The sequence below is a fragment of the Paraburkholderia sp. RAU6.4a genome (genome assembly GCF_050435625.1).
In the GTDB taxonomy this organism is placed as follows: Bacteria; Pseudomonadota; Gammaproteobacteria; order Burkholderiales; family Burkholderiaceae; genus Paraburkholderia; species Paraburkholderia tuberum.
In genome coordinates this window covers 2,201,164-2,220,018 of sequence record NZ_JBNDKQ010000003.1, presented here as the reverse complement: position 1 = coordinate 2,220,018, position 18,855 = coordinate 2,201,164, and the positions used below count along the sequence as shown (strand labels likewise).

Below are 18,855 nucleotides of genomic sequence, written 5' to 3'. Positions count from 1 at the left end.
CGCGGGCTTCGTTGAACCGACAGGAACTTATCCATGCAAGACCGTTTGCAGCAAGCCGTGCAGTTCGCGGTGAATCATGAATCGCTTTGGGACCGCCATGTGGGTGGCGCATGGGGTGTGCACGTAAACGACCCGCCGCCGTGGAACAGGCTGCTCGGTCCCGTGCATGATCGCGGGCCGGTGTCGGGCGCGATCGCCGTCGACGGCCGCGTGCTGACGAGCTGGGGCGAACCGGATCGCGCCGACCTGACCTTCAGTGTCGCGAAGATGTACCTCGCGCTGCTGGCCGGCGTCGCTCACGATCGCGGCCTGTTGCCCGACGTCGACGAACCGGTGCGCGTGCGCGTACCCGACATCGGCTTCGACGACGAACACAACGCGCCGATCAGCTGGGCGCATCTACTGCAGCAAACGAGCGAATGGCGCGGCACGTACTTCGGTTTGTCGGATCAGGCGGATCACTACCGTGCGGTCAATTTCGCCGCGCCGCCCGACGGCAAAAAAGGCGATCTGCGTCCGCCGCAACGGCCGGGCACGTACTGGGAATACAACGACGTCCGCATCAACCAGTTCTCGCTCGCGCTGCTGCATCTGTTCCGTCAGCCGCTGCCCGAGGTGTTTCGCGAAGCGATCATGCGGCCTTCGGGCGCGAGCGAAAACTGGCAATGGGTCGGCTACGACAACGCGTGGGTCGAAATCGACGGGCGACGCATGCAGTCGGTGCCGGGCGGCACGCACTGGGGCGGCGGCATGTCGGTCAGCGCGAACGATCAGTTGAAGGTCGCACAGATGCTGCTCAACGACGGCGTAGCGAACGGCCAGCGCGTGCTGTCGTCCGAATGGATCGCGCGCATGCGCACGCCGTGCGCGATCGCGCCGTTCTATGGCTACCTCGTGTGGCTCAACACCGGGCGCAAGGTGTTCCCGAACGTGCCGGAGTCGAGCTATTTCGGTGTCGGCGCAGGCAGTTCGTTCACGTGGGTCGAACCGGAGCGGCGCATGACGGTGGTCGTGCGCTGGCTGAATCCGGCCGCGGCGAACGAGTTCTTCGGACTCGTGCTCGACGCGGTCGACAACCTCGGCCAATAGCCATTTGCGGCGCACCATCCAAGGCAGTTGCGCCGCGAACGCCAACCACAGGTCATAAAAAAATGCGGGCGATGCACGAATGCATCGCCCGCACGGTCATGGGCCGAGCCGTTGCCGTTGCAACGGCGCGTCAGTGCGAATGCCGCGGCACCGCGGAACCTCGACACCCCACGAGGAAGTCGAGGTCGCAACCCTCATCGGCCTGCAGCACGTGATCGATATACAGGCGCCGGTAGCCGCCACCTTCCGGCGGCTGGGGCGGCACATGCTGCGCGAGACGGCGCTCGAGTTCCGCGTCGCTGACATCGAGGTGCAGCGTGCCCGCGTCGCAATCGAGCTCGATCCAGTCGCCGTCCTGCACCGCGGCGAGCGGGCCGCCGGCCGCCGCTTCCGGCGTCACGTGCAGCACCACGGTGCCGTAGGCGGTGCCGCTCATGCGCGCATCGGAAATGCGCACCATGTCCTTCACGCCCTGCCTCAGCAGCTTCGGCGGCAGGCCCATGTTGCCGACCTCGGCCATGCCAGGATAACCCTTCGGCCCGCAGTTCTTCATCACCAGCACCGAATTCGCGTCGACGTCGAGCGTCTCGTCGACGATGCGCGCCTTGTAGTGCTCCAGGTTCTCGAACACGACCGCGCGTCCGCGATGCTTGAGCAATTCGGGGGTCGCCGCCGACGGCTTCAGCACCGCGCCGCGCGGCGCGAGATTGCCGCGCAGCACGCGGATGCCGCCATCGGCGACGAGCGGCTTGTCGAGCGGACGGATCACTTCGTCGTTGGTGTTGGGTGCATCTTTCACGTTGTCCCACAGCGACTTGCCGTTGACCGTCAACGCGTCCGGATGCGGCAGCAGGTTCGCTTCGCCGAGCCGGCGCAGCACGGCCGGCAGGCCGCCCGCGTAATAAAACTCTTCCATCAGGAAACGGCCCGACGGCATCAGGTCGACGATCGTCGGCGTGTCGCGGCCGATGCGCACCCAGTCGTCGAGATCAAGATCGATACCGATGCGCCCCGCGATCGCCTTCAGATGAATCACCGCGTTGGTTGAGCCGCCGATCGCCGCATTGACGCGAATCGCGTTGACGAACGCCTCGCGCGTGAGGATCTTCGACAGCTTCAGGTCTTCGAGCGCCATTTCGACGATCCGGATTCCCGACATATGCGCAAGCACGTAGCGGCGCGAGTCGACCGCGGGAATCGCCGCGTTGTGCGGCAGCGACGTGCCGAGCGCCTCGGCCATGCAGGCCATCGTCGACGCGGTGCCCATCGTGTTGCAGGTGCCCGCCGAGCGCGACATGCCCGCCTCGGCCGACAGGAACTGATGCAGATCGATCTCGCCGGCCTTCAGCGATTCGTGCAGCTGCCACACCGCGGTGCCAGAGCCGATGTTCTTGCCGTCGAGCTTGCCGTTCAGCATCGGGCCGCCGGTCACGACGATCGCCGGCACGTCGCAGCTCGCCGCGCCCATCAGCAGCGCGGGGGTCGTCTTGTCGCAGCCGGTCAGCAGCACCACCGCGTCGATCGGATTGCCGCGGATCGCCTCCTCGACATCCATCGCCGCGAGATTGCGCGTGAGCATCGCGGTCGGACGCAGATTCGATTCGCCGTTGGAAAACACCGGGAACTCGACCGGGAAGCCGCCCGCTTCATAGACGCCGCGCTTCACGTGCTCGGCAAGCTTGCGAAAGTGCGCGTTGCACGGCGTCAGCTCGGACCACGTGTTGCAGATACCGATCACGGGACGCCCGTCGAACTCATGATCGGGAATGCCCTGATTCTTCATCCAGCTTCGATACATGAAGCCGTTCTTGTCAGCCGTGCCGAACCACTCGGCCGAGCGCAATTTCCGCTTTTTTTCCGACATACTAGGTCCTTGATGCATGTGCCGGGACCCTCACCGGCCAATTTGACCGAAGCGGCCCGCCCGGCGCTACGGCGCAAGGTTGCCGCTCAGTGTCCAGGGATGGTGAAGTGTACGGAGCGAGTTGATATCTTTCCAATCATATTTTGGGTCCTATCGATATCAGTTCTGGTATCGATCCGCCGGGGGTGGCGGCGCAGCGGGGCTGGCGAGCAGACTGCGCCGGCCTCAGGCGTCGCCGGACGCCTGCTTACGGCGGGCTTTCGGTAGTGCGCCGCGCGTGTTCGTCTTCAGATGATTCTGGTTATAGTCGATCGCGGCGCGCACCAGCGCTTTCAGTGCGCGCTCATCGACCCCGTCGCTCTCGAAGAAGTCGATAGCGCGCCGCGCGTTGCCTTCGAGGCCCGCGTTGAACAAGCCGTCCGGGTCGGCCAGGCCCGCCCCATGCGCGAAGGTGAGCTTGACCTTACCCTTGTGCGCGTTGGCGACCGCAATCATGCCCTCGCGCGACCAGACCGGACTACCCATCCACTTGAATTCCTCGACGATCGCCGGGTCCGCCGCGAGCATGCATTGACGGATGCGAGCGAAGGTCGCGCCGCGCCAGTCGGTGAGTCCCGTGATCAGTTCGTCGATACGTTCGGATGCGTTCATCGGAGTGCGGCCCTCGCAAGCGGGGAAACGAAGCGGTTGAACCGATAGGATGCCGTAACGACTCTGTCATTGTAATCTCCGCCTGGATTCGTGGCTGGCGGATGACGCGATTTCAAACATCGAACGTACCGCGATACTGCTCATTCGCATCCGGGGACCTAGACTCAGATTTCACCTCGAAACTCTACGCTCGAAGTGAGTCACCCGGAGAAACGACAACGATCGATGATTCGTCAGGCGCTAGTCGTCGCGTTTCCGAAACGCAGCCTCTCCGGCATCTGACACCTCGACCCACTTCGGATCGGGAGCCGCGCCGGGGACGTAAGTGTCGTTCCAGTTCCACCACTTGTACGGTCGGCTCTGCGGGTAGCCCTCCGGCGAATCCTCCCACGTCTCCTGCCGCCCGAGCGCCGTCATGTCAAGGTAGCTCCAGATCGTGCCCATCGCCTCGTCCCCACGCCCGTTAATGAAGTACGTTCGGAACACCCGCTCGCCGTCCCGGATGAACGCGTTGTGGCCATGCCATTCGTCCACGCCGAAGTCGGCGTCGAAACTGTCGGTGATGGTGTACCAGGGGATCATCTCCCAGCCCATCCGGGTCTTCAGCCGCGCGATATCGGCTTGCGGCGCGCGGGACGCGTACACAAGCGTAGTGTCGCGAGCGTGCAAATGGGCAAGGTGGGAGATCTGATCGGCCCCCAGGGAACAGCCAATGCACGCATGCTCTGGCCACCCGTGCACGCCGGGCTCGAAAAAGGCGCGATAGACGACCAGCTGGCGGCGGCCGCTGAACAGGTCGAGCAGGCTTACCCTGCCTTCCGGCCCGTCGAACGCATACGTTTTATCCACGGCAAGCCATGGCATCCGCCGTCGCTCAGCGGCCAGCGCGTCGCGGGCACGTGTCAAGGCTTTCTCCTTGACGAGCAGCTGCTCGCGCGCGGCCTCCCACTCTTGCCGCGACACAATCGGTGGTGTCTTCATGGCAGGCTGTCCATCTTTCCCACGTTTCTCAGGTGACTTGATCGTCGTCATCGTGACCTCCGGGTTTGAGCGATGTCCTGTGCGTTCGGGTCGGAAGGCGATTCGCTCACCGGGCATCGCTCGCTGCTGATGATGGGGTAGTTTAGGCCGCCGGACATCGAATGGTGGGAGTGACAAATGTGACGCGATTCAGGTGCGGCTTGATTCAGAAGGAGCAGCGCTAGCGACCTCGATTCATCGTTGGTCAAAAGGCGATGGAATCCCGTGGGTAGCCAAGCGACCGCTTAGCGGATCGGCGCAGACTATTATGTCCGGCAACCCATATTCGCCCACCACCCGGAGGTGACGATGAACGCGATCCACGAGGTCTACCCCTATCTGCGCGTGCGCAACGCCGCACGGGCTATCGAGTTCTACGCGCAGGCATTCGGCGGCGTCGAGCAGTTTCGCCTGACCGAGCCAGGCGGCCGCATCGGTCATGCCGAAGTGAAGATCGGTCCCGCGACCGTGATGCTGTCCGATGAATATCCCGAGCACGACATGCTCGGACCGACCGGCGACACTCGGCCGAGTGTGCTGCTGCATATCCACTGCGACGACGTCGACCAGTTGTTCGCACGAGCGGTTGCAGCGGGCGCAACCGTGGTCCGCCCGCTAACCGATCATTTTTATGGCGAGCGCTCGGCGACCGTGCGCGATCCGTTCGGCCACGAATGGATGCTCGGCGCGCAGATCGAAGCGCTCACGCCTGAAGAGATGCAGCGCCGTTACACGGCGCTGTTCGACAGCTAGTGGATTGTTATATTGGGCTCCTCGCGCTTAATCCCCCGATGCGTGAGCTCTTTTTACATCCCGCCGAACGGCTTTTCCACCGTGAGCTTGTTGGTCACCGAAGTCACCCCCGGAACACCCTTCGCGATCTCCGCGACCTGATTGATCTGGGAAGCGTCGGTGACCGTGCCGCTCAGCGTCACCGCGCCGCCTTTTGCGATGACGCTTATATTGCCGGCGCTGATCTCCTTGTGCTTGCCGATCGCGGCATACACCTGCCGACGCAGCGCGCGATTGGCTTGCCTCGAGCTGACGGGAGCGGCTGCGCTAGCTGACATCGCGGGTGCGCCCGAAGCTGCACTAGCCGTCTGGCCCGACTGCGACCATGCGTTGCTCGACGCGGCCAGAATCAATATGGCAATCGCCAACGCGCGTGCCTGAATGCTTTTCATCGAATACTCCAGTTGTTATAGGCGACGTAATCAGAAGTTATGGCGGATGCCGACCATGGCCGCCGTGGTGGACACGCCAGGCGCAACCGGGGCGCCATAGACGATGGTCTGGTTCATGGTCCCCCTGTTGTTGACATAACCCACCTGCGCGTAAGCCTTGGTGCGCTGCGACAGGTTGTATTCCGCGCCCACGGCGAACTCGCCCGAATGGTTCGCCGAGTTGTTCTTGTCTTTCAGGTAGTAGTACCCGGACGTGATCTTGAAACGCGGATTGAACTGGTAGCCGAGGCCCCCCGAGATCATTTCGAAGTCCGCGGTGTTGGTATGGGCCGGGTTCTTGCCGGCGCCGTACGAGGCCGACACCGAAAATCCGGCGATCGTGTACAACGCACCGAAATAGTAGAAACGGTTGTTCGCAAGCCCGGTCGCGGGGATAGCGGGCGCCGCCGGGTAGGTGATCGGGTACGGGTTGGTATCGTGGCCGTTGTAATACAACGCGGACAGATTCAGACCGTAGTTCGAATACTTGAGCACGGCCGACTCGCGCGTACCGCCCTGGAACTGACCGGCGACGCCGCCCGGCGCGTACTCGAGCGCGAGCGACGCGCCATGGAATTTCGGCGAGTTGTAGACGAGCGCGTTGCTGTCGTACAGCGCGCCGATCGGCGCGTTCGTGCTCGTGCCAGGCCAGCCGGCCGCCTGATTGATGCCCAGCCACGCGGTCAGAACACTGCCGAAATACTGCGCGCCGCGGACGTCGGTTTCCGCCATCGCGTAGATCATCGGAATGATCTGCCGGCCGGCGTCGAAGGTACCGAACGGCCCCGATGCGCCGACCGTCGCGAACTGGTTGAAGATCGCCGTGGTGCCCGGCGTGTCGGACAGACCAAACTTGCCGTTCGTGGTGTTGAACGCGCCCTGCAGCTTGAAGTTGATCTTGTAGCCGCCGCCGATGTCTTCGCTTCCCTTCATACCCCAGAAGCTCGAATAGATACCGCCGTCCTTCAGCTGATAAATTTTGCCCGTGTTCGGCGCGTGCGGCAGAAACGTAGCGGCCGATGTGCTCTGATACAGCAGCCCCGTATCGACTACGCCATAAAGTGTCACTGACGACTGCGCATGAGCCGCGGTGGCGAAAATGGCCAACACGACAGCGCTGCTTGATTTCAACTTCATTGTGTCTCCTTCGCGTACCGGCGGTGGCGCAAAAGCCGATGCTGCGGTCGCTTCAAATGGTTGGTGGTTTTGTGTGCGCCGGGCGTACCCGGTCGCGTTGTTGCGTGAATCGAACTGCGTTGCTGCGAAAGCCGTGCGTCAGGGCAGGTAGTAGTTGCCGAACTGATCGCGTAACTGGTTCTTCAGGACCTTGCCTGTTGCGCCGATAGGCACCGTGTCGACGAACACCACTGCATCGGGAGTCCACCAGCGCGCGACCCGGCCGTTGAAGAAGGACAGCAGTTCGTCGCTGGTCAGCTCGCTGCCCGGCTTTTTCACGACCAGCAGCAGCGGCCGTTCGTCCCACTTAGGATGCCGTGCGGCGATACACACTGCCGTCGAGACTTCCGGATGCAGATAAGCGACGTTTTCGATCGCCGCCGAACTGATCCATTCGCCGCCCGACTTGATCACGTCCTTGCTGCGATCGGTGATCTGCATGAAGCCGTGCCGGTCGATCGTCGCGATGTCGCCGGTCGGGAACCAGCCGTCGCACAATGGCGACTCGACGTCGGCGCCGAAGTACTGCTGCGTGACCCAGTGACCGCGCACCTGCAGATCGCCAGCGCTCTCGCCGCCCCACGGCAATTCATTACCGTTGGAGTCGACGATCCGCATGTCGATGCCGAACAGCGCGCGTCCCTGCTTCGCCTGAACCTTGTACTGATCCTCCATCGGCAGCGACTGCTGATGCGCCTTGAAGCTGCAGACCGTGCCGATCGGGCTCAATTCGGTCATGCCCCACGCGTGCAGTACCTCCACCCGGTGGCGCTTCTGGAACGCCTCGGTCATCGCGGTCGGACACGGCGCGCCGCCGATCACCGTGCGTCGCATCGACGAGAAGGTCCCGCCCATCGCATCGACATGCGTGAGCAGTCCCTGCCACACCGTCGGCACGCCGGCCGACAGCGTCACGTGTTCCGTTTCGATCAGTTCATAGAGCGACTTGCCGTCGAGCGCCGGCCCCGGAAACACCAGCTTCGCGCCGACCATGCAGGCGATATAGGGCAGTCCCCACGCGTTCACATGGAACATCGGCACGACCGGCAGGATCACGTCGCGCGCGGAACAGTTCAGCGAATCGGGCAGCGCCGCCGCGTAGGTGTGCAGCACGGTCGAACGATGGCTATACAGCACGCCCTTCGGATTGCCGGTGGTGCCCGACGTGTAGCACAGCGACGACGCGCTGTTTTCATCGAGCAGCGGCCATTCGAAAACGTCGTCGTGCAGCTCGAGCAGATCCTCGTAGCACATCAGCATGCCGCTCAGGTCGTTCGCTTGCGGCATGTGCGCGCGATCGGTCATCGCCACGAATACTTTCGGGCTCTTCACCCGGGGCGCGACGCTCTCGATCAGCGGCAGAAAGGTCAGGTCGAAGAACACGACACGATCTTCCGCATGCTCGATGATGTACGCGAGCTGGTCGACGTGCAGTCGTGGGTTCAGCGTATGCAGCACGGACCCGGAGCCCGACACCGCGAAATAGAGCTCCATGTGGCGATAGCCGTTCCACGCGAGCGTCGCGACGCGCTCGCCCTGGCCGACGCCGAGCGTCGACAGCGCGTTGGCCATACGGCGCGCGCGCTGCGCGAGGTGCCGATACGAATAACGATGGATGTCTCCTTCCACGCGTCGCGACACGATTTCCTGTTCGCCGTGATGGCGCTCCGCGTGCGTGAGCAGCGCGGAAACCAGCAGCGACTGCTGCATCATCAAGCCTTGCATCTTTCCGTCTCCTGATTGGTTGTGGCGTCTCGCGCCTGGCCTACCCGGCCTTACGTTGCCGCGCTGCCGGCTCGCGCTTGCGAGGGCGTCGCGTTCGGCGCGTCGAGACTCACCACCACCTTTGAATCCACTATGTCGACCGGGAAGGTCGTCACGCTCAATCCGCCTGTTCCCGCCATGCAGCCCGTGCGCACGTCGAAGCGCAGACCGTGCGCCGGACAGCGCAACATGCAGCCTTCCAGCTGGCCGCTCGACAGCGCGGCCCCGTTGTGCGGACATGTGTTGTCGATGGCGTGAAGCGAGCCTTCGATGTTGAACAGCACGATGCTGCGGCCGTCGATGAAGGCCAGCTTGCGCTGGCCCGGCGCGAGCTCGCCGGCAACACCCACCACGATCCGACGCGACATCCCAGACTCCTTCTGATCCGACGCGGGCCGCGTCACATCAGTACCAGGCGGCGAATCAACGTCTCCGCCATCGGCCATTCGCCAAAGCCCGAAGCAGGGTTGAGGTGCCCCACTTCGCCGAGATCGACGAGGCGGCTGCCCCAGTCCTGCGCCATCTCCTGCACCTTCTCGAACCGCGCAAGCGGATCGTTGCGGCTCGCGCCGACGATGCTCGGAAACGGCAGCGGCTTGCGCGGAATCGGCAGCCAGCCGTTCTGCTCGAGCGTATCCAGCTCCGGATAGCCCGCCGGCATCGGCGTCTCGAGGTCCGCGGGCGCCGCGAGCAGCGCAGCGTGAATCTCGCGCTTGTGCTGCGCCGCCCAATGCACGGTGATCATCACGCCAGCGCTATGCGCGACCAGAATGACCGGGCCGTCGATCCGCGCGAGCGTGGCATCGAGCGCCGCGACGCGTGCCGCGCAACTGAGCTTGTCGTGCTCGAGCGGCGGCACCGACAGCGCTTTCGGCAGCCGTTGCTGCAGCAGGGTTTGCCAATGCTCCGCGACGTGGTCACGCAGACCCGGAACCATCAGAATGGTCGGTTTCAATTCGTAATTCATGGGAAGCTACCTGCTAGTTCAGTACGGCTTGTCGCCGACGATGCCGGCGCGTTCCATCTTGCGGTGGCACGGCGGGTAGTCCATCACCGCATAGTGCTGCGTGCTGCGGTTGTCCCAGATCGCGATGCTGTTCTTCTGCCAGCGCCAGCGCACCTGGTACTCGGGGATGTACGCCTGGCTGATCAGATAGCGCAGCAGATCGCCCGCGCCCGGATTCGCGTCCTGCCCGAAGCGCACTCGCTCCGGCGTGTGAAAGTTCGTGAAATGGCTCGTGAAAGCGCTCACGAACAGCACCTTTTCCTCCGTTTCCGGATGCGTGCGCACGACCGGATGCTCCGCGTCCGGAAATTGCGCCTTCAGCGCGAGACGCTTTTCGATCGGCATCGCGGCACCGAAGCTCGCCTCGATGCTGTGGCGCGCGCGCAGGTCCGCGATCTGAGCCTTCACGTGCGCCGGCAGCTTCTCGTAGGCGACGACCATGTTCGCCCACATCGTGTCGCCGCCGACGGGCGGACACTCGACGCAGCGCAGCACGGCACCGAACTGCGGCGCTTCGCGCCAGGTGGCGTCGGCATGCCACGCGTTTTCGTAACGGTCGTTGGGCTGATCGGGGGTCTTGTAGATCCGCACGAGGCCCGGATTTTCCGGATCGCTGCCCGCGACCGGATGGTCTTCCAGTTCGCCGAAGCGGCGCGCGAACGCCACGTGTTCGGCACGCGTGATGTCCTGGTCGCGCAGGAACAGCACCCGGTGCTTCAGCAGCGCCGAGCGGATTTGGGCAAACAGGCCATCGTCGTAGACGGCGTGGGCGAGATTCACCCCTATCAGTTCGGCGCCGATCGAGCACGTCAGTTGTTCGACTCGCATGGCTAGCTCCTTAGATGACGAAGATCGACGAACCCGTCGTCTTGCGCGACTCCAGATCACGATGGGCTTGCGCGGCATCTTCGAGCGCATAGCGCTGATTCAGCTCGATCTTGATGCGTCCCGAGGCGATGAGCCCGAAGATTTCGCCGGCAAGCTCGTCCTTCTCGGCCGGGTCGGCGATGTAGTCAGCCAGCGCCGGGCGGGTCAGATAGAGCGAGCCTTTCATAGCCAGCAGTTGCGGATTGAACGGCGGGATCGGGCCGGAGGCCGTGCCGACGCAAACCAGCAGACCGCGGCGCTTCAGCGAATCGAGCGAGGCCTCGAAGGTGTCTTTGCCGACGCTGTCGAACACGACGTTCACGCCGACGCCATCGGTCAGTTCGCGCACGCGCTTGGCGACGTCTTCGTGGCTGTAGTTGATGACGTGGTCGCAGCCGTGCGCGCGAGCCACCTCGCCCTTGGCCTCGTTCGAAACCGTGCCGATCACGGTCAGACCCAGCAGCTTCGCCCATTGCGAAACGATCAGGCCGACACCGCCGGCGGCGGCATGCAGAAGGATCGTGTCGCCCGCCTTGAAGTCGTGAATGCGGCGCATCAGATACGCGCAGGTCAACCCGCGCATGGTCATGCCGGCAGCCGTTTCGCAGTCGATCGCATTGGGCAGCCGGATCAGCGGCGCGGCCGGAATCAGGCGTTCGGTGCTGTACGCGCCGAGCGTGTTGAGGAAGCCCGTGTAAGTCACACGATCGCCCACCGCGACTTTCGTGACGTCCGGGCCAACGGCCTCGACCACGCCCGCGGCCTCCACGCCCATCCCCGCGGGCAGCGGTACCGGATACAGGCCGCTGCGAAAGTAGGTGTCGGCGAAATTGAGGCCCACTGCCTGATGGCGCAGGCGAACCTGACCGGGACCGGGGTTGCCCACTTCGACGTCCTCGTAGCGCAGCACGTCGGGACCACCGGTTTCATGAAAGCGAACTGCCTTTGCCATGTTGACTCTCCAATTCTTTACTTGATCTGCACTTTGCAGAATTCGTTGCGCCAGCGGCGCAGTTACAGGTTCGGTGCTCCGCGCCGTCCGCGCGGCACCATGCGATGTCAGCGTGCCGCCTGCTCGCGCAGCGTGTTCAGCCGATCCAGATCGCCCGAGTAGTTCCGTTTGCCGATCATGAATGCGGCGGCCGCGACGAGCGGTGCGAACGGCACCAGTTGCAACGCGCCCAGCAGTCCGATCCGATCGGCGATGATCCCCGTGAGAACAGCCGCCGGCGCGAGGCCCAGCAGGTTGTTCGCGAGCGTCAGGGTCGCAAACGCCGAGGCGTGAATCGTCGGCGGCGTGAGGTTCGCCACCATCGCACCCGACGGGCCGCTCGCACCGGCGCAGAAGAACATGCCGGCGCCGATCACGACCAGCTGCCACGGCCCCGCGGGCATCCGCAAGCCAATCGCGAGCAGGACGAAACAGGCGAGGCAGAAGGCGATCGCGGCGCTCCACTTGCGTTCCCGTATGTTCTTGCTGAGCCGGTCGGCAAGGTTTCCGCACACCACCATGCCCACCCCGGTCACCAGCACGAACACCGCCGCGCACATCGCAGCCTTGCCGGTGGCCATGCCGTAATAGCGATTCAGGAAGCTCGGCATCCATGCCCACACAGCGGCGGGAACCAGCAGATGGAGGCCGCTGCCCACATAGGCGCACACCACGGACTTCGTCGAAAACAACCCCTTCATCAGCGCGCGCAGGCTCATGCACATGCCGCGCGATTGCGCCTGCCTCGTCACGCTCGCCGGCTGCAGCGGCACGAGACGCTTTTCGGTGACGACGAGGCGGTAGATCACGACCAGCACGACCCCCATCGCCGCCATGGCGCCGAATGCCGAACGCCAGCCGAGGTGAGCCGCCACCGCGCCGCCGAGCGCCATGCCCAGCACCGAGCCGAACGCGCCGCCCGCCATGAAGGTGCCGGTCAGCGTGGAGCGCAGCCGGACCGGAAAGATGCTCAGAACAACTGCGATACCGACACTGCCATAGGCCGCTTCGCCGATTCCGACAAAGGCACGCGCCAGCAGCAACTGCCCATAGTTCGCCGAGATCGCGCAGCCCACCGTCGCGAGACTCCACATCGCCGCCATCAGCACGATGCTCTTCACGCGGCCCCAGCGGTCGGCCAGAACCGACAGCGGGAACGTGAGCACGCCGACCATCAGCGCGACCACGCTGCTGAGCGAACCCAGCTGCGCGTCGGACAGATGCCATGCCGCCTTGAGCGGCGGAAACACGGCATTCAACACTTGCCGCGACATATAGTCGGAAAGCAGCAATCCGACCGTCAACGCAAACACCACCCACGCATAAGCGCGCACGTCCGTCTGAGCTGCCGAAACTTCACCCGTCGTGGGCGCTGTATGCTGAACGAGCATATTTTGTCTCCTTCCACGCTGACTCCCTGGCGGCCGCCTTGCCCGCATGGGCCGACGACTGTTATGGATTCAGCTATCTGCTCCCCGCTATGCACCGGAAGCGTTAGCCATGAAGCCCGGCCTCGGCCAATGCGCCGGCCCGGGCTCCTGGTGATCACGCCGCGCGAAGCGGCAGGTTCCTGACACCGGCCTGGCGGTTCGGCGCCATGCCGTTGGCGACCAGCGTCTCTTCGACCGTCTCGTACTGCACACCAATACGATAGATCTCGCGCGCTTCTTTGCCAGTGGCAATTTCGCGTCCCAGTTCGCGCGCGACGCGCACGCACTGCTCGATCTGCTGCACCGACGTGAAGCGCTTGCCGTGCTGATCGATGATCGTGTCCTCGATGCCGCAGCGCGGATGCAGGCCCATCGACATCGCCATCATGTTGAACGGCAGCACGTTCTTCAGCAGCGACTCGGCGGTGAGCGTGCAGCCATCCGGCGCGCGATGCACGAAGTTGAAGAAGTTGAATGGATTGGGGCCGTCGAAGCCGCCACCGATACCGATCCACGTCAGGTTCAGCGGGCCCTTGTAGACGCCCTTGCGCACGAGGCGTTCGAGCGTTTCGAGCGCGTGGATGCCGGTGAGCTGGAAGTGCGGCTGGATGCCCGAAGCCTGCAGGCGGCGCAGGTGTTCCTCGACCCAGGCGGGACCGGCCGGCACCGTCATTTCACTATAGGCGGCCATGAACCCGGGGTTGGAAAGCGAGGTGCCTGCCAGATACTCCGGATAGAGCAGCTCCATGATGTTCATCTGCGTGGTGTTGATCGCGACCGTCACCTGATCGGGCTTCGGATCGAGATCGGCCAGCATATGGCGCGTGTCGTCGGACAGCCACTTCGCGGCTTGTCCGTCGTCTTCCGGCGCAAACGAAATCGAGCCACCGACCTGAATGATCATGTCGGGCACTGCCGCGCGCACACCCGCGATCAGTTCATTGAACTTCGACAGGCGCTTCGAGCCCTTGCCGTCCAGTTCGCGCACGTGCAGGTGCAATACCGTGGCGCCGGCGTTGTAGCAATCGACGGCCTTCTGGATCTGCTCGTCCATCGTCACGGGGATGTCTTCCGGGAAGTCCTCCGGCATCCATTCCGGGCCGTAAGGGGCGGTGGTGATGACTACCTTGTCCTGATTCTCAGGGTGCAACGAATCGTCGAGAAATTGCATTTGTTTGCCTCCATCCAGTTTTGAAGTGACGGTGTTCCGCTATCGCGAGGTCGCATGAAAATTTGCTGGAACACATCGAACGACATGTGCCCACAATACGGCAATCGCGCGCTACACTTTTATGATTGGACGCCATCCTTTTAGCGATTCGTGCCACTGCGCGTTAACACCAATAATTGCGCGAAGCAAGTGTTTAATGACTAGAAAAAATACCCAGCGTGTGAACCGTCCGGAGAAACTACGATGGAAACGATGGTGACGTCGGTAGCCATGAGCGGTTATTTCGAAGTGACGCGACGGCTTGGACTCAATCCGGTCGAGCTCGCGAAACAGGCCGGCATCGACGCCGGCGCGCTCGCGAATCCGGACGATCGCGTATCGGCCACCGCCTGTTGCCGGCTACTGGAAATGACGGCCGAAAAGGCGTCGTGCCCGACCCTCGCGCTGCAAATGGCGGAAACGCGGCAGACTTTCGGCAGCGGCGTGATCAATGTCCTGCTCGCGCACAAACGCACGCTGCGCGAAGTGTTGCTGGCCGCGGCCGAATACCGCCATCTGCTCAACGAAGCGCTGGCGGTGTACGTCGAGGACGCGGACAATACGGTCACCATTCGGGAGGAACTCGTCGTCGAACGGGGTACCCCGACAAGGCAGGCGATCGAACTCGCGCTCGGTGTCCTCGCGCGGCACTCCGGTGCTCTGCTCGGCAAGTTCTGGAAACCGCGCGAGGTACACTTCACGCATCCGGCGCCCAAAGACCTGACGTTTCATCGACGCTTCTTCGGCTGTCCGCTGGTGTTCGGTAGCGACTTCAACGGGTTCGTCTGCGCAAGCGCCGATCTCGACTACCCGAATCCACTGGCCGATCCTGAACTCGTGCGCTATGCGGAAAGCCTCGCCTCTCCGCTGAACGAGAGCGCCGCGGAATCGGCCGCGCTGGAAGTGCGCAAGGCGATCTACCTGCTGCTGCCGCTCGAGCAGGCGAACGCCGAGCTGGTTGCACGTTATTTGCGTCTGAGCGTGCGCACCATGCAACGGCAGTTGAATTCGGCCGGCACCAGCTTTTCGGATCAGGTCGAGGAAGTCCGCGGCGAACTCGCCGTGCGCTACATGAGCAATCCCACCTATCCCATCGGACGGGTCTCGGCGCTTCTCGGCTACGCGCAACAGGGATCGTTCACGAACTGGTTCGTGTCGCGCTTCCACATGACGCCGCGCGACTGGCGCGCGAGCCATGCGAAGTGACGGCCGGTGGCAGTAAAGACAAAAAAACGGGGGGTGATGCACTGAGCATCACCCCCCGTTGTTGCCGCACCCGCTATCGCCATCCGGTCACTCGGCGCGAAGCTTCACATAGCGGCCTGGTGCGCTCTCGATTGCCTTGTACTTCCTGTTGCCGAGCTTCGTGCGTGCCTCGACCTGCTCGCCGGAATGCTGCTTGACCCAGTCGATCCAGTGATTCCACCAGCTGCCGCGCTGCTGAACCGACGTTGCGAGCCACTCGTCGGCGTTCTCGTCGCAGGTATCGTTGGTTCGGTAGCTGCGCTTGTTCTTCGAGGCCGGATTGATCACACCCGCGATATGGCCGCTTGCCCCCAGCACGAACTCGGTTTGACCGCCCAATAGTTGCGTCGACTGATAGGCGGACCGCCACGGCACGATGTGATCTTCCTCGGCCGCCATCAGATAGCTTGGGATATCGATGTTGCCGAGATCCACCGGCGTGTCGCAGAACTTCAGTTTGTTCGGCACGCGCAGACTGTTTTCGAGGTACATGTTGCGCAGATAGAAGCTGTACATCGGACCGGGCAGATTGGTCGTGTCCGCGTTCCAGTACAGCAGATCGAACGCGGCCGGGGTTTTGCCTTTCAGGTAATTGTTCACGACATACGGCCAGATCAGATCGTTGGCACGCAGCGACTGGAATACGAAGCCGAGTTCGCGTCCGGGATAGAGCCCACCGCCACCGATTGCATGCTCGCGCATCGCCACGCCCTGCTCGTCGATGAACACGCCGAGATCGCCCGGGTCGGTGAAGTCGAGCAACGCCGTCAGCAGCGTCAGGCTGGCCACGGAGTCATCGCCGTTGGCACGCATGACCGCCAGCGCCGACGACAGCATCGTGCCGCCCACGCACCAGCCCAATGCATTGACCTGGTCGGCCCGGCTAATCGCACGCGCGACGCTGATCGCCTGCATCACGCCGTCCTCGAGGTAGGCGTCCCACGTGGTCTGCGCCATGTCCTGCTGCGGGTTGCGCCAGGACACGACGAACACCGTCAGGCCCTGCTCGCAGGCGAAGCGCACGAAGGAATTCTCCGGCTGCAGATCCAGGATGTAGAACTTGTTGATGCACGGAGGAACGATCACGAGCGGCCGCGCGGCGACCTTCGGTGTCAGCGGCTCGTACTGGATCAGCTGAAACAGATCGTTCTCATAGACCACCGCGCCACTGGACGTGGCGACGCTGCGGCCCACTTCGAACGCGCTTTGATCGGTGATCGAAATCGAGCCGCTGCCCAGATCGTCGAGCAGATGCGTGACGCCCGCGAGCAGGCTCGATCCGCCCGATTCCACCGCCGCCCGGATGACTTCGGGATTCGTCGCGACGAAATTCGCGGGGCTGGCGAAGTCGATGAACTGGCGCATGAAAAAGCGCAGCTTGTGCTTGCCCTTTTCGTCGAGCGCGCTCGCCTCGACGAACTCCGCGAGTGCCCGGGCATTGATCAGATAGCTCTGTTTCAGAAGGCTGTACCAGCCGTTGCTGGACCAGTCGTCGGCGTGAAAGCGCCGGTCTCCCTGCTCGGGCTCGGCGACCGCCTTCAACTCCGTGCGCCCGCCGATCAATCCGGCGACGGCGTCGCTCCACAGTTGCGCCTGCTGTTGCAGATAGTGGGCGCTCGTGTGGGTCACGGAGCCTCGCGCAAACGGCCCGTTGAAATCGAAGTCCGAGCCGTCGGTGTCGGGCACCGTCGTCGCGTATTCATCCTTGACCGGCGAAAAACGCCATAAATCGAAGCCGGCATTGACCCAGCCCGTGGAAAACTCGTGTGGCATGCTGAATGGCATTCTCATGGCGGGGCTCGCTATCATGCTTTGCTGACGGCGCAAGCCGCGTCCGCGACGACACGGTCGCGGCAGGTTGTCGGCATGACCACGGCGTCGCCTTCGATCACCACCTTGCCGCCGACCGTGCAAACGGTGGACAGCACCACGCGGCGCTTGTCGTGAATCAGTTCCTTGACGGTCACTTCGGCCTGCACGGTGTCGCCGGGTCGAACCGGCGCCTTGAAGCGCAGGTTCTGGCCGAGGTAGATCGTGCCCGGGCCGGGCAGCCGCCCCGCGATCGCCGCGGAGATGATGCTGGCGGTCAACATGCCGTGAGCGATGCGCCCCTTGAAGGGTGTGGTTTGCGCAAACTCCTCGTTGATGTGAACCGCGTTGATGTCTCCCGACGCGCCCGCGAAGAGCAGAATGTCCGCCTCCGTGATGGTCTTGGCGAACCGGGCACTCATGCCCAGTTGCAGGTCTTCGAAATCGTATCCGTTAAGCTCATTCATGATTATTCCGCTTGCTGGGCGCGTATTTGCCCTCTCTTCTGGCACGTACTGCGCGTTGTGCCGGACGCTAACCGCTGGATGCGGTTAGCCGAGCGCCTGCTCGAGTTCCGGCACGAGGGTGAACAGATCGCCAACGAGGCCGTAATCGGCGACGCCGAAGATCGGCGCTTCTTCATCCTTGTTGATCGCGATGATGACTTTCGAGTCCTTCATGCCGGCCAGATGCTGGATCGCACCCGAGATGCCGACCGCGACGTACAGTTGAGGCGCGACGATCTTGCCGGTCTGGCCGACCTGATAGTCGTTCGGCACGAACCCCGCGTCGACCGCCGCACGCGATGCGCCCAGTGCCGCGCCGAGCTTGTCGGCCAGCGGTTCCAGCACCTTCATGTAGTTCTCGCCATTGCCCAGACCACGGCCACCCGACACGATGATCTTCGCGCTCGTCAGTTCCGGACGATCGAGCTTCGTCACTTCGCGGCTCACGAACTGCGCGAGGCCTGCGTCGGCTGCCGCTTCGATCTTCTCGACCGCGGCGCTGCCGCCTTCGGCCGCGACGGCATCGAAACCGGTCGAGCGCACGGTGATGACCTTGATCGGATCAGCCGATTGCACGATCGCGATCGCGTTGCCCGCGTAGATAGGACGCTCGAACGTGTCGGCGCTATCCACTGCCGTGATGTCGCTGATCTGCGCGACGTCGAGCTTCGCGGCGATACGCGGCGCGATGTTCTTGCCGGAGGCGGTGGCCGGCGCGAGGATGTGCGTGTAGTGCTTCGCCGCATCTTGCACAAGCGTCAGGACCGTCGCTTCGACGTTTTCCGCGAGGCCTGCGGCCAGTTGCGGCGCATCGGCGAGCAGCACCTTGCTGACACCAGCGATCTTCGCGGCCGCATCGGCCGCGCCCTGCGCGTTATGCCCCGCGACCAGCACGTGAATATCACCGCCGATCTTCTGTGCCGCTGCGATCGTGTTCAGCGTCGCGGCCTTGATCGACGCATTGTCGTGTTCTGCAATTATCAGGTTCGTCATTTCTCGGGTCT

Annotated in this window: 18 protein-coding genes; 3 read left to right on the top strand and 15 right to left on the bottom strand. The window is 63.5% G+C overall.

Features of this window, described 5'->3' with window-relative positions; translation table 11 throughout:
- Positions 1-33: 33 nt before the first annotated feature.
- A complete protein-coding gene (locus tag OKW40_RS34830) occupies positions 34-1,089 on the top strand; it encodes a serine hydrolase domain-containing protein (protein WP_429352276.1) in 1,056 nt (351 codons plus the stop codon).
- A 130-nt stretch (positions 1,090-1,219) separates the two neighbouring features.
- Here OKW40_RS34830 and OKW40_RS34825 read toward each other — a convergent pair whose 3' ends face one another.
- The 3 genes from OKW40_RS34825 to OKW40_RS34815 all read right to left on the bottom strand — a co-directional run bounded on the left by OKW40_RS34825 (position 1,220) and on the right by OKW40_RS34815 (position 4,636).
- A complete protein-coding gene (locus OKW40_RS34825; protein ID WP_090809494.1) occupies positions 1,220-2,953 on the bottom strand; it encodes an IlvD/Edd family dehydratase in 1,734 nt (577 codons plus the stop codon).
- Between the two features lie 225 nt (positions 2,954-3,178).
- The gene (locus OKW40_RS34820) at positions 3,179-3,604 is read right to left on the bottom strand and encodes a DUF1801 domain-containing protein (protein ID WP_429493597.1); all 426 of its coding nucleotides are present in this window, start codon (positions 3,602-3,604) and stop codon (positions 3,179-3,181) included.
- A 240-nt stretch (positions 3,605-3,844) separates the two neighbouring features.
- Positions 3,845-4,636, bottom strand: a complete 792-nt coding sequence (locus tag OKW40_RS34815; protein ID WP_429493596.1) for a DUF899 domain-containing protein — start codon at positions 4,634-4,636, stop codon at positions 3,845-3,847.
- Between the two features lie 297 nt (positions 4,637-4,933).
- Here OKW40_RS34815 and OKW40_RS34810 point away from each other — a divergent pair, with 297 nt between their 5' ends.
- The gene (locus OKW40_RS34810; protein ID WP_429493594.1) at positions 4,934-5,377 is read left to right on the top strand and encodes a VOC family protein; all 444 of its coding nucleotides are present in this window, start codon (positions 4,934-4,936) and stop codon (positions 5,375-5,377) included.
- A 53-nt stretch (positions 5,378-5,430) separates the two neighbouring features.
- Here the strand turns inward: OKW40_RS34810 and OKW40_RS34805 are convergent, their stop codons facing one another.
- The 9 genes from OKW40_RS34805 to OKW40_RS34765 all read right to left on the bottom strand — a co-directional run bounded on the left by OKW40_RS34805 (position 5,431) and on the right by OKW40_RS34765 (position 14,252).
- Positions 5,431-5,808 carry a BON domain-containing protein gene (locus OKW40_RS34805; protein WP_187613935.1) on the bottom strand — a complete coding sequence of 126 codons (378 nt, stop codon included), beginning with the start codon at positions 5,806-5,808 and terminating at the stop codon, positions 5,431-5,433.
- 30 nt (positions 5,809-5,838) lie between these two features.
- Complete coding sequence (locus tag OKW40_RS34800) at positions 5,839-6,984, bottom strand: porin (RefSeq protein WP_429493592.1); 1,146 nt, start codon at positions 6,982-6,984, stop codon at positions 5,839-5,841.
- A 138-nt stretch (positions 6,985-7,122) separates the two neighbouring features.
- Positions 7,123-8,748 (bottom strand): 3-(methylthio)propionyl-CoA ligase, encoded by a 1,626-nt coding sequence (locus OKW40_RS34795; RefSeq protein WP_187613937.1) that lies wholly within the window; start codon positions 8,746-8,748, stop codon positions 7,123-7,125.
- A 50-nt stretch (positions 8,749-8,798) separates the two neighbouring features.
- Positions 8,799-9,155: a Rieske (2Fe-2S) protein gene (locus OKW40_RS34790; RefSeq protein WP_184060600.1), complete on the bottom strand. Its 357-nt coding sequence runs from the start codon at positions 9,153-9,155 to the stop codon at positions 8,799-8,801.
- 32 nt (positions 9,156-9,187) lie between these two features.
- Positions 9,188-9,754, bottom strand: a complete 567-nt coding sequence (locus OKW40_RS34785; protein ID WP_187613938.1) for an RBBP9/YdeN family alpha/beta hydrolase — start codon at positions 9,752-9,754, stop codon at positions 9,188-9,190.
- Positions 9,755-9,772: 18 nt separating this feature from the next.
- Positions 9,773-10,621, bottom strand: coding sequence for a TauD/TfdA dioxygenase family protein (locus OKW40_RS34780; RefSeq protein ID WP_429493591.1), 849 nt, complete (start codon positions 10,619-10,621; stop codon positions 9,773-9,775).
- Between the two features lie 10 nt (positions 10,622-10,631).
- Positions 10,632-11,612, bottom strand: a complete 981-nt coding sequence (locus OKW40_RS34775; protein ID WP_429493590.1) for a quinone oxidoreductase family protein — start codon at positions 11,610-11,612, stop codon at positions 10,632-10,634.
- 107 nt (positions 11,613-11,719) lie between these two features.
- The gene (locus OKW40_RS34770; RefSeq protein ID WP_429493589.1) at positions 11,720-13,042 is read right to left on the bottom strand and encodes an MFS transporter; all 1,323 of its coding nucleotides are present in this window, start codon (positions 13,040-13,042) and stop codon (positions 11,720-11,722) included.
- A gap of 154 nt (positions 13,043-13,196) precedes the next feature.
- A complete protein-coding gene (locus OKW40_RS34765) occupies positions 13,197-14,252 on the bottom strand; it encodes a 3-keto-5-aminohexanoate cleavage protein (protein ID WP_090809455.1) in 1,056 nt (351 codons plus the stop codon).
- 243 nt (positions 14,253-14,495) lie between these two features.
- On the opposite strand from OKW40_RS34765, the gene OKW40_RS34760 reads away from it, so the two are divergent.
- On the top strand, positions 14,496-15,497 hold the full coding sequence (locus OKW40_RS34760) for an AraC family transcriptional regulator (protein ID WP_429352283.1): 1,002 nt from the start codon (positions 14,496-14,498) through the stop codon (positions 15,495-15,497).
- An 87-nt stretch (positions 15,498-15,584) separates the two neighbouring features.
- Here OKW40_RS34760 and phaC read toward each other — a convergent pair whose 3' ends face one another.
- The 3 genes from phaC to OKW40_RS34745 form a co-directional block, all read right to left on the bottom strand.
- Positions 15,585-17,327, bottom strand: a complete 1,743-nt coding sequence (gene phaC, locus OKW40_RS34755; RefSeq protein WP_429354156.1) for a class I poly(R)-hydroxyalkanoic acid synthase — start codon at positions 17,325-17,327, stop codon at positions 15,585-15,587.
- Between the two features lie 14 nt (positions 17,328-17,341).
- Positions 17,342-17,812, bottom strand: coding sequence for a MaoC family dehydratase (locus OKW40_RS34750; protein ID WP_429493587.1), 471 nt, complete (start codon positions 17,810-17,812; stop codon positions 17,342-17,344).
- Positions 17,813-17,896: 84 nt separating this feature from the next.
- Positions 17,897-18,844: an electron transfer flavoprotein subunit alpha/FixB family protein gene (locus OKW40_RS34745; protein ID WP_429493585.1), complete on the bottom strand. Its 948-nt coding sequence runs from the start codon at positions 18,842-18,844 to the stop codon at positions 17,897-17,899.
- Positions 18,845-18,855 lie beyond the last annotated feature (11 nt).

What these genes read in the sequence shown, in the direction of transcription:
- OKW40_RS34830 (WP_429352276.1), top strand. Translation starts at nt 34, where the DNA reads ATGCAAGACCGTTTGCAGCAAGCCGTGCAGTTCGCGGTGAATCATGAA.
- OKW40_RS34825 (WP_090809494.1), bottom strand. Translation starts at nt 2,953, where the DNA reads ATGTCGGAAAAAAAGCGGAAATTGCGCTCGGCCGAGTGGTTCGGCACG.
- OKW40_RS34820 (WP_429493597.1), bottom strand. Translation starts at nt 3,604, where the DNA reads ATGAACGCATCCGAACGTATCGACGAACTGATCACGGGACTCACCGAC.
- OKW40_RS34815 (WP_429493596.1), bottom strand. Translation starts at nt 4,636, where the DNA reads ATGACGACGATCAAGTCACCTGAGAAACGTGGGAAAGATGGACAGCCT.
- OKW40_RS34810 (WP_429493594.1), top strand. Translation starts at nt 4,934, where the DNA reads ATGAACGCGATCCACGAGGTCTACCCCTATCTGCGCGTGCGCAACGCC.
- OKW40_RS34805 (WP_187613935.1), bottom strand. Translation starts at nt 5,808, where the DNA reads ATGAAAAGCATTCAGGCACGCGCGTTGGCGATTGCCATATTGATTCTG.
- OKW40_RS34800 (WP_429493592.1), bottom strand. Translation starts at nt 6,984, where the DNA reads ATGAAGTTGAAATCAAGCAGCGCTGTCGTGTTGGCCATTTTCGCCACC.
- OKW40_RS34795 (WP_187613937.1), bottom strand. Translation starts at nt 8,748, where the DNA reads ATGCAAGGCTTGATGATGCAGCAGTCGCTGCTGGTTTCCGCGCTGCTC.
- OKW40_RS34790 (WP_184060600.1), bottom strand. Translation starts at nt 9,155, where the DNA reads ATGTCGCGTCGGATCGTGGTGGGTGTTGCCGGCGAGCTCGCGCCGGGC.
- OKW40_RS34785 (WP_187613938.1), bottom strand. Translation starts at nt 9,754, where the DNA reads ATGAATTACGAATTGAAACCGACCATTCTGATGGTTCCGGGTCTGCGT.
- OKW40_RS34780 (WP_429493591.1), bottom strand. Translation starts at nt 10,621, where the DNA reads ATGCGAGTCGAACAACTGACGTGCTCGATCGGCGCCGAACTGATAGGG.
- OKW40_RS34775 (WP_429493590.1), bottom strand. Translation starts at nt 11,612, where the DNA reads ATGGCAAAGGCAGTTCGCTTTCATGAAACCGGTGGTCCCGACGTGCTG.
- OKW40_RS34770 (WP_429493589.1), bottom strand. Translation starts at nt 13,042, where the DNA reads ATGCTCGTTCAGCATACAGCGCCCACGACGGGTGAAGTTTCGGCAGCT.
- OKW40_RS34765 (WP_090809455.1), bottom strand. Translation starts at nt 14,252, where the DNA reads ATGCAATTTCTCGACGATTCGTTGCACCCTGAGAATCAGGACAAGGTA.
- OKW40_RS34760 (WP_429352283.1), top strand. Translation starts at nt 14,496, where the DNA reads ATGGAAACGATGGTGACGTCGGTAGCCATGAGCGGTTATTTCGAAGTG.
- phaC (WP_429354156.1), bottom strand. Translation starts at nt 17,327, where the DNA reads ATGAGAATGCCATTCAGCATGCCACACGAGTTTTCCACGGGCTGGGTC.
- OKW40_RS34750 (WP_429493587.1), bottom strand. Translation starts at nt 17,812, where the DNA reads ATGAATGAGCTTAACGGATACGATTTCGAAGACCTGCAACTGGGCATG.
- OKW40_RS34745 (WP_429493585.1), bottom strand. Translation starts at nt 18,844, where the DNA reads ATGACGAACCTGATAATTGCAGAACACGACAATGCGTCGATCAAGGCC.